This window comes from Bacillus tequilensis KCTC 13622 (assembly GCF_000507145.1).
In the GTDB taxonomy this organism is placed as follows: domain Bacteria; phylum Bacillota; class Bacilli; order Bacillales; family Bacillaceae; genus Bacillus; species Bacillus tequilensis.
Genome location: NZ_AYTO01000037.1, coordinates 1 through 10,518 on the forward strand (window position 1 = coordinate 1; position 10,518 = coordinate 10,518).

Here is a 10,518-nt window from a genome sequence, read left to right on the forward strand (position 1 = left end):
CTTGATCAAGAGGCAGCATCAAGGCTTCACAAGCTGGCACGGGAGAACGGAAGCACACTGTACATGGTGCTCCTTGCGGCCTACACCGCGTTATTGTCACGCTTAAGCGGACAGGAGGATATCATCGTCGGCTCGCCAATTGCCGGCCGTCCGCACAAGGATCTTGAGCCGATACTCGGCATGTTTGTGAACACGCTGGCGCTGCGGACACGCCCGGAGGGCGGGAAGCCGTTTGTGCAGTATTTGCAGGAAGTGCGCGACACAGCATTGGAAGCCTATGAGCATCAGGATTATCCGTTCGAAGAGCTTGTCGATAAGCTTGGAGTGACGCGGGATATGAGCCGGAATCCGCTGTTTGACGTGATGTTTGTTCTTCAAAATATGGATCAGGAATCGATTCATTTGGATGAATTACATCTAAAACCTGCAGCAAACAATGGGCATCAAACGTCAAAATTTGATTTAACCCTGTATGCTCACGAACAGCCCCGCGGTTTGCTGACGTTCCAAATGGAATTTAGTACGGACTTATATAAGAAAAAAACGATAGAAAAGTGGCTTCACTATTTCATCAATATGTTACTCTCCATCATCCAAGACAACAAAGCCGCTCTCGGATCAATAAATATACTGAATGAGGATGAGACCCATTACCTTATCCATGAGCTCAATCGTACAAAAATTGAATATCCAAGAAATGAAACCATCAGCAGACTCTTTGAAATGCAGGCGGAACAAACGCCTAATGCCATAGCAATTGTCAGCGATACACAAGAGTTAACTTACGCGGATCTGAACAGCTGGGCAAATCAAATTGCTTCACTTCTACAGAGAAAGGGAGTCGGTCCCGATCGAGTCGTAGCCTTGTTGGCAGGACGAACGCCAGAACTCATAGCCGGAATGCTGGGTATTCTGAAAGCCGGGGGAGCCTATTTGCCTATCGCTTCTGATCTGCCTGTTGAGCGAATAGCTTACATCCTGTCGGACAGCGGAGCGACATTCCTTCTTCAATCTGAAAAAATCGACAAACGGCTATTAGACATTGAATGTGAACAAATCATAATCGAAGACATTCAAAAGCAAGGAGAAACAAAGAACATTGAATCTTCAGCAGGGCCGCATTCGCTCGCTCATATCATTTATACCTCTGGATCAACCGGTAAACCAAAGGGTGTCATGATTGAGCAGCGAAGTGTCATTCGCCTTGTTAAAAACAGCAATTATATTGCATTTACACCTGCAGACCGTCTTCTCATGACATCATCAATCGGTTTTGATGGTGTGACATTTGAAATATTTGGACCGCTGCTAAATGGGGCAGCTTTGCACCTGTCCGAGAAACAGGCATTTCTCGATCCCCATCAGCTGAAGAGATACATAGAACATCACGGGATCACAACGATGTGGCTGACATCTTCTCTATTCAATCATTTGACAGAGCAAAATGAGACAACATTTTCACAGTTGAACCATCTGATTATTGGCGGGGAAGCTTTGTCGGTGAGCCACGTCAATCGAATCAGAAATGCCTGCCCGGAAGTATCGGTATGGAACGGATATGGGCCAACCGAAAATACAACTTTTTCGACATGTTTCCATGTTCAAAAAACATATGAACTTTCCATTCCGATCGGGCGGCCGATTGGTAATTCCACCGCTTATATCTTAAATAAATGGGGAATGCTGCAGCCGATCGGAGCTGTTGGCGAACTTTGTGTCGGCGGAGATGGCGTCGCCAGAGGATATTTGGGCCGTCCTGATTTAACGAGAGAGAAATTTATCCCAAATCCATTTGCATCTGGCGATCGACTGTACCGCACAGGTGATCTGGCGCGCTGGCTTCCCGATGGCACAATTGAGTACGCTGGCCGTATTGATGATCAAGTAAAAGTCAGAGGCTATCGGGTGGAGCTGGGTGAAATTGAATCAGCGCTTCGCCTAATAGATGGGGTCAAAGAAGCGGCTGTGTTGGCGCGTACAGGACAGACAGGGAGCAAAGAGCTGTTTGGCTACATCAGTGTAAAAGCAGGCACGAACGCTGAACAAGTGCGATCTCTTCTTGCGCGTTCACTGCCAAATTATATGATTCCGGCGTACATCATTGAAATGGATACACTTCCGCTCACATCAAACGGCAAATTGAACCGGAAAGCACTGCCTGAGCCAGATTTTGCATCTAAACAAACGTACGTCCCGCCACGCAACGAACTTGAAGAGCAGCTGGCATTGATCTGGCAGGAGGTTCTAGGCATCCAGAGGATCGGAATAGAGGATTCGTTCTTTGAATTGGGCGGAGATTCAATCAAAGCCCTTCAAGTTTCTGCACGTCTCGGGCGCCACGGGCTAAGCCTGCAGGTAAGTGATTTATTCCGTCATCCAAAGATAAAAGACGTATCACCATTTATCCGTAAGACAGAAAGAATCATAGAACAAGGACCAGTTGAAGGAGATGTTCCATGGACGCCCGTTCAGCAATGGTTTCTTTCACAAGATATTGAAGAACGACACCATTTCAATCAGTCTGTCATGCTTTTCCATTCTGACCGTTTGTCTGAAGACGCTCTTAGAGCATCCTTAAAAAAACTGGCGGAGCATCATGATGCGCTTCGGATGGTTTATCGCAACGATGACGGGCGGTGGGTTCAAATCAACCAAAGCATACATGAATCACAGCTATATCGTTTAAGAATATCTGATCTTTCACAGACAGAAGGCGGTTGGGAAACACAAATCAAACAAGAAGTTGCAGATCTTCAGCAAAGCATCAATTTGCAGGAAGGACCATTGTTACATGCCGCGTGGTTTAAAACATTGACCGGAGATTACTTGTTCCTTGCGATCCATCATCTTGTCGTTGATGGGGTGGCATGGCGGATTTTGCTCGAGGATTTGTCAGCAGGGTACCAACAAGCGTCTTCTGGCCAGGCGATTCAGCTTCCGCCTAAAACTGATTCCTATCAAGAATACGCCAGACGGATTCAGGAATACGCCCAAAGCACCAAGCTGATTCGCGAAGAGGCGTATTGGCGAAGTGCAGAAGAACAGCAAGCTGCGGAACTGCCATATGAAATGCCGCTTCAAGAGAACATCGACTGCGGCAAGAGGAACTCGGTAAGCTTTTCACTCTCTGAAGCAGACACTGACATTTTGCTGCAAAACGTCAATCACGCCTATGGCACAGATACACAAGATATTCTGTTAACCGCGGCATCCTTGGCGATTTGTGAATGGGCAGGCGGAAGGAAGCTCCGAATCGCTATGGAAGGACACGGAAGAGAACACATTATACCGGAGTTAGATATCAGCCGGACGGTCGGCTGGTTTACATCCATGTACCCGGCCCTCATAAGCTTTGAAAATCATAGGGATGAGCTTGGAACCGCAGTAAAAACCGTTAAAGATACACTGGGCCGGATACCAAACAAAGGGGTGGGTTACGGTATGCTGAAATACCTCACACACCCTGATAACAAAAGCATTACGTTTTCAAAAACACCTGAAATCAGCTTTAACTATTTGGGCCAGTTCAATGACATAGAAAGGCAGGGTAGTTTCCGCCCATCAAGTCTTGGAAGCGGAAAGGATATCACTCTTACATGGAAGCGTGAGCAAGTCATCGAGATGAGTGCTATGGCGGCAGACAAAAAGCTTCATTTCAATCTTAGTTATCCGCCAGCCCGCTTTCATCGACACACAATGGAGCAGCTTATCAACAGGATCAAACACTTTTTGCTGGACATTATGAAACACTGCGCCGGTAAACAGAAAGCAGAAAAGACACTGAGCGATTTTAGCAGTCAATCATTAACGACAGAGGATTTGGACAGTATATCCAGCTTGGTGGAAGAATTGTAGAAAATCATGACAGGGAGAGACATGAACATGACAAAAGCGAATTCAATTCAGGATATTTATCCGCTGTCTTACATGCAGGAAGGGATGCTTTTCCATTCCCTCCTGCAAAAAGATTCACAAGCATATGTCGAACAAGCTTCTTTCACAATAGAAGGGAAAGTCAACCCGCAGTATTTTCAAAACAGCATCAATGCTCTTGTAGCAAGACATGATATTTTCAGAACGATTTTTATCAGTCAACATGTTTCATCTCCCCAGCAGGTTGTCCTGAGAGAACGGAATGTCATCGTACAGGAAAAAGACATCACGCATTTAAACGAAGAGAAGCAGTCACAGTTTATCGAGCAATTGAAAGAAGAGGACCGGGCTCAAGGGTTTCAGTTGCAAAAAGATATGCTTATGCGCATCACTCTGATTCAAACAGGAGAGGGCCAATACACTTGTATTTGGACCTTTCATCACATCATAATGGACGGCTGGTGCCTCAGCATTGTGTTAAAGGAGTTTCTCCATATTTACGCATCTTACGTAAACGAATCCGCTATATCACTTGAGCCGGTCCAGCCATATGGAAGGTATATCAAATGGCTGATGGAGCAAGACAAAGAGCAGGCAGTTTCATATTGGGAACATTATCTTTCCGGTCATGAACAGCAAACCATACTCCCGAAGCAGAAAAAAACAAAGGGGAGAAGCCGGCAGGAACACGTTGCGTTTTCATTCTCTAAGAAAGAAAGCAGCAGGCTTTCGGAGCTTGCGGCAAGAGAAGAAGTAACACTCAGTACGATTTTCCATACCATTTGGGGCATTCTGCTTCAAAAATATAATAATAATGATGACGCCGTATTCGGTTCTGTCATTTCAGGAAGGCCCGCGGAAATCGAAGGCATTGAACATATGGTCGGTCTTTTCATTAACACGATACCGGTTCGGGTGCAGGGGGCAAAAACGTCATTTCTGCAGCTCATAAAAGATATGCAAAAAGACCGTCTTGCCGCTGAAGCATACAGCTACCACCCTTTATATGAGATTCAAACCCGTTCAGCGGTTAAGCAAGGGCTGATTGATCATATACTCGTATTTGAAAACTATCCGGTGCAGCAAGAGATTCAGATGCTGAACAAACAGGAACATGCTTCTGATCTTTTTCAGATTCATAACTTCACTGTGGCAGATGAAACCAACTACAGCTTTTATCTTATGGTGGCGCCAGGAGAAGAAATCCATGTGAAAATGAGCTATGATGCTGAACAGCATGATCGGTCTTTTGTTCTTTCAGTCAAGGAGCATCTTCTGAATGCTGTATCACAAATCTTAAATAATCCGAATCTTTCACCCTCAGAAATCGATATTACGACAGACTATGAAAAGCAGCAGCTGATTGGAAAAATCGCAGATCACACACCAGTTTGCGAAACCATCCATGCTATGTTTGAAAAGCAAGCGGAAAAGACACCGGATGCTTATGCTGTAATTGATCAAGCCTGCTCATTAACATACAGAGAACTGAACAAATCGGCTAACAAATTAGCGCGGCAATTGCGAATGAAAGGTGTTGCGAGACAGGAGCCTGTTGCGTTAATAATGGAGCGCTCTGCGGCGTTTATCACCAGCGTTCTTGGAATCTTAAAGGCAGGCGGCGCCATTGTTCCGATTGATCCGGATTATCCGGCTGACAGAATCAGTTATATTCTAAATGACTGCGGCTGTTCGCATTTTGTTTCACAAGCGCATCTTTCCTCATCGCTTGAAAACAATTACTCTATCACTCATGCAGAGGATTTCGAAAGCCAAGAAGATGACAGTAACCTACAGTCAGTCAACGATGCGGACGATCTTCTGTATATGATTTACACATCAGGCACAACAGGTAAACCAAAGGGTGTTCAATTTGAACATCGAAACATGGCTAACTTGCTGAAGTTCGAATATACTCATTCCGGCATTGACTTTGAAGCAGATGTTCTGCAATTTGCGACACCTTCCTTCGACGTCTGCTATCAAGAAATATTTTCTGCGCTCCTGAAAGGCGGCACACTGCACATCGTGCCAGAAGCCATCAAAAGAGATGTGCCGCAGCTGTTTGCATTTATAAACAAGCACCAGACAAAAATTGTATTTCTCCCAACTGCTTTTATCAAAATGATCTTCAGCGAACGGCAATTTGCGAACTCGTTTCCTTATGGCGTGAAACATCTGATTGCAGCCGGAGAACAATTAATAATTTCAGAGCTTTTTCAGGACGTATTGCGCGAGCGCGGCCTGCATCTGCACAATCATTACGGACCTTCAGAAACTCATGTGGTATCTACGTATACCATTGATCCTGGGGACCGTATTCCCGAGTTTCCGCCAATCGGTAAACCGATAGGCTGTACTGATCTATATATTTTGAATCATCAAAAACAGCTGCAGCCCTGCGGCGTACCTGGTGAACTCTATATTTCCGGTGCAAGTGTTGCCAGAGGTTATGTCAATCACGATAAACTGACACGCGACAAATTTTTATCTGACCCATTCAGGCCTGGTGCAATTATGTACCGTACAGGTGATTTGGCCAGACGGCTTGAAGACGGCAACATCGAATATATCGGACGGGCAGACAATCAAGTGAAAATCAGAGGCTATCGAATCGAGCCGCAAGAAATCGAAGTCACATTGATGAACCACCCGGACATTAAGGAAGCCGCCATTCTCATCAGGCAAGACCGAAGCGGTGAACATGAATTATGCGCTTACTATTGCAGTGTACAAAAGCTGGATGCAATAGATATACGCCGCTATATGGCTAGTGAGCTCCCGGAATACATGATCCCTGCGAAATGGGTACGGGTTGACAGCATACCCCTTACCGCAAACGGCAAAGTAGATCAAGCAGCACTTCCAGAGCCAGATGCTTCAATCAGCGGAAATCCTTATACCGCCCCTCGTAATCTGTTAGAGGCGAAGCTTTCACAAATATTTGAAGATGTACTGAATAATGACCATATAGGCATCCAAGACAACTTTTTTGACCATGGCGGCCACTCGTTAAAAGCAACAGTGCTTATGTCGAGGATCGCTAAGGAGTTTCATGTGCAAGTTCCGCTAAAGGACATCTTTGCCCATCCGACTGTAGAAGATCTGGCTTCAATCATTCGAGGTGCAGAGGAAAATCAGTATGCGGCAATTGAACCTGCAGAAGAAAGAGAGACATATCCTGTGTCTTCAGCCCAAAAACGGATATATGTGCTTCAGCAGCTTGATGAGGGTGTCGCCTACAATATGCCTGCGGTCTTAGAACTGGAAGGGATATTAGATGTCGCTAAACTGGCGGCTGTATGTAAAGAACTAATCAGTCGGCATGAGCCTCTTCGAACTTCCTTTGTATCCGGAGAAGATGGCGAGCCTGTTCAGCGTATTCACACTGAAGTACCGTTTACATTAAGTACAGAGACAGCTATCGAAGGATTTGTCCGTCCCTTTGATCTCAGCCAGGCGCCATTATTTAGAGCGGGCCTTATAAAGGTGTCGAACGAGAAGCATGTATTGCTGGTGGATATGCACCATATCATTTCAGATGGTGTATCCGTTCAGCTCCTAATCCGAGAATTCACCGATCTTTATGCAAACCGCCAGCTTAAGTCGCTGCGGATCCAGTATAAAGATTACGCCGTTTGGCAGCAGCAATTTAAAAAGGGAGACTCGTATCAAAAGCAGGAGACTTACTGGCAGCAGCAGTTTAGCGGGGACCTTCCTGTACTAGAGCTTCCGACAGATAAACGCCGTCCGGCAGAACAGCAATTCGCAGGCGGAAAAGTAACCTTTCAAATGGATAAAGAGCTCACGGTCCGCATAAAGCGGCTCGCCCATCAAAACAGAAGCACACTTTACATGACACTGCTCGCTTTGTATTCTGCTTTTTTATCACGGTTAAGCGGTCAGGATGATATTGTGATTGGTTCACCTATCGCAGGACGGCCCCATGCCGACCTTGAAGCTGTTCTTGGGATGTTCGTGAATACATTGGCTCTCCGGACACGCCCGGCCGGTAATAAGACATTTGAAGAATTTCTGAAAGAAATCAGACAGACGGCACTGGAAGCGTATGAGCATCAGGATTATCCGTTTGAAGAGCTTGTGGATAAACTCGGCGTACAGCGGGAAATGAGCCGGAATCCACTGTTTGACACAACGCTTGTCCTTCAGAATATGGAACAGCAAAAGCTGAAAATGAAAGATGTACAGCTTCAATGGAGCGACTTGCATCATCCAATATCGAAATTTGATATTTCCCTGTATGTAACAGAACACGATGCCGAACTTTTCTGTCAGTTTGAATACAGTACAGCTTTGTTTGAGAAAGCGACCATCCAAAGGTGGGCCGGCCTTTTCACCACCCTTGTGGAACATACAGCTGTCAGTCCTGAAACAGAATTGGACAACATTCCAATCTTAACAATAGAAGAAGAGAGAGAGTTTATTGAAGCGTGCCATCCGGTTCAGGGGACAGGCTATCCGATGAATCAAACGCTCCACTATGCACTCGAAAAGCAGGCAGCAAAAACGCCTGATCAGACGGCCGTTATCTTTGAAGATGGAGCGATGACCTACAAAGAATTGAACGAACAGGCTAACCGTATCGCCTGGGAGCTGATCGGACGAGGAGTAAAATCTGAAACGACTGTTGCCATTATAGGCCGGCGTTCGCCTGAAATGCTGATTGGCATTTATGGCATTCTTAAAGCTGGCGGCGCGTATTTGCCCATTGACCCGGATTATCCGGAAGAACGAATCGGCTTTCTGCTGGAGGACAGCGGTACAAACGTTCTCCTGCTTCAGTCTGCCGGCCTGCATGTTCCGGCGTTTGCAGGAGAGATTGTCTATCTCAATCAGACAAATAGCGGGCTGAAACATCGTTTGTCCAATCCGAATGCGGACGTTCTCCCGCAATCTTTAGCCTATGTCATCTATACATCCGGCTCTACCGGTAAGCCTAAGGGTGTTGAAGTTGAACATCGATCAGCGTTGAATTTTTTGAATTCCCTACAGTCCCGCTATCAGCTTAATCATTCAGATGTGATTATGCACAAAACATCGTATTCATTCGATGCTTCAATATGGGAGCTGTTTTGGTGGCCTTATGCCGGTGCCTCTGTTTATCTGCTTCCTCAGGGAGGCGAAAAAGAACCTGAAGTGATTGCGAAAGCCATAGAGGAACAAAAGATCACAGCTATGCATTTTGTACCTTCGATGCTTCATGCATTTTTAGAACATATAAAATATCGCTCTGTACCGATTAAGACAAACGGACTCAAGCGGGTGTTTTCCGGTGGAGAACAGCTTGGGACCCATCTCGTCTCCCGGTTTTGCGAGTTGCTTCCAAATACTGCACTAACCAATTCCTACGGACCAACGGAGGCAACTGTAGAAGCTTCATTCTTTGATTGTCCGCTGCATGAAAAACTTGAACGGATTCCAATCGGAAAACCTGTTCATCATGCCAGATTGTATATCCTCAATCAAAAGCAGCGGATGCTGCCTGCCGGATGTTTCGGCGAACTGTACATCGCCGGAGCGGGTGTTGCCAGAGGTTATTTGAATCGGCCGGCATTAACAGCAGAGCGTTTTCTTGAGGACCCGTTTTATCCGGGTGAACGCATGTACAAAACAGGGGATGTGGCGCGCTGGCTCCCTGACGGGAATATTGAATTCATCGGCCGGTTGGATGATCAAGCCAAAATCAGAGGCTACCGAATTGAGCCCGGAGAAATTGAAGCGGCGCTTAGAAGCATAGAAGGCATAAGGGAGGCAGCCGTGACTGTACGGACAGACAGCGGCGAGCCGGAATTATGCGCTTATATAGAAGGGCTCCGGGGAAACGAAGTGCGGGCGCAGCTTGAGAGACTGCTGCCAGGCTATATGATTCCAGCCCATCTGATAGAGATGGAACAGTGGCCGGTTACGCCGAGCGGAAAGCTGGACCGAAACGCCCTGCCAGCTCCTGGCGGAGCTGCAGATGCGGAGACATACACGGCGCCGAGAAATGTGACAGAGATAAAGCTTGCCCAGTTATGGGAGGACGTCCTGAAAAACGGCCCTGTCGGCATTCACGACAACTTCTTTGACCGCGGAGGACATTCCTTAAAAGCAACGGCGCTTGTCTCCCGAATCTCAAAAGAATTCGATGTACAGGTGCCGCTGAAAGATGTGTTTGCCCATCCGACGGTAGAAGGGCTGGCTGCTGTTATCCGTGAAGGAACGGACAGTCCATATGAAGCGATGAAACCGGCGGAACAGCGTGAGACCTATCCGGTTTCCTCCGCCCAAAAGCGGATCTATGTCCTTCAGCAGCTGGAGGACGGAGGGACCGGCTACAATATGCCGGCTGTATTAGAACTGGAAGGGAAGCTTGATCCCAAAAGGCTGGACAGGGCTTTCAAAGAGCTGATCAAGCGCCACGAATCGCTTCGGACCTCCTTTGAACAGGATGAAGGCGGCGAGCCGATGCAGCGTATCCATGCCGAGGTGCCGTTTACATTACAGACGGCATTCCTCGGCGAACAAACCGAACAGGAAGCGGCAGCCGCGTTTATCAAACCGTTTGATCTCAGCCAAGCGCCGCTGTTCCGTGCCCAAATCGTAAAAGTATCAGATGAACGGCACCTATTGCTGGTTGATATG

2 protein-coding genes are annotated in these 10,518 nt (G+C 46.7%); both read left to right on the top strand.

Annotated elements, in window-relative coordinates; all coding sequences use genetic code 11:
- On the top strand, nt 1–3,855 hold a 3,855-nt coding region (locus tag V756_RS0116650; RefSeq protein ID WP_024715658.1), incomplete at its 5' end, for a non-ribosomal peptide synthetase.
- 27 nt (nt 3,856–3,882) lie between these two features.
- A partial coding sequence (locus V756_RS0116655; RefSeq protein WP_024715659.1) for a non-ribosomal peptide synthetase occupies nt 3,883–10,518 on the top strand: 6,636 nt, incomplete at its 3' end.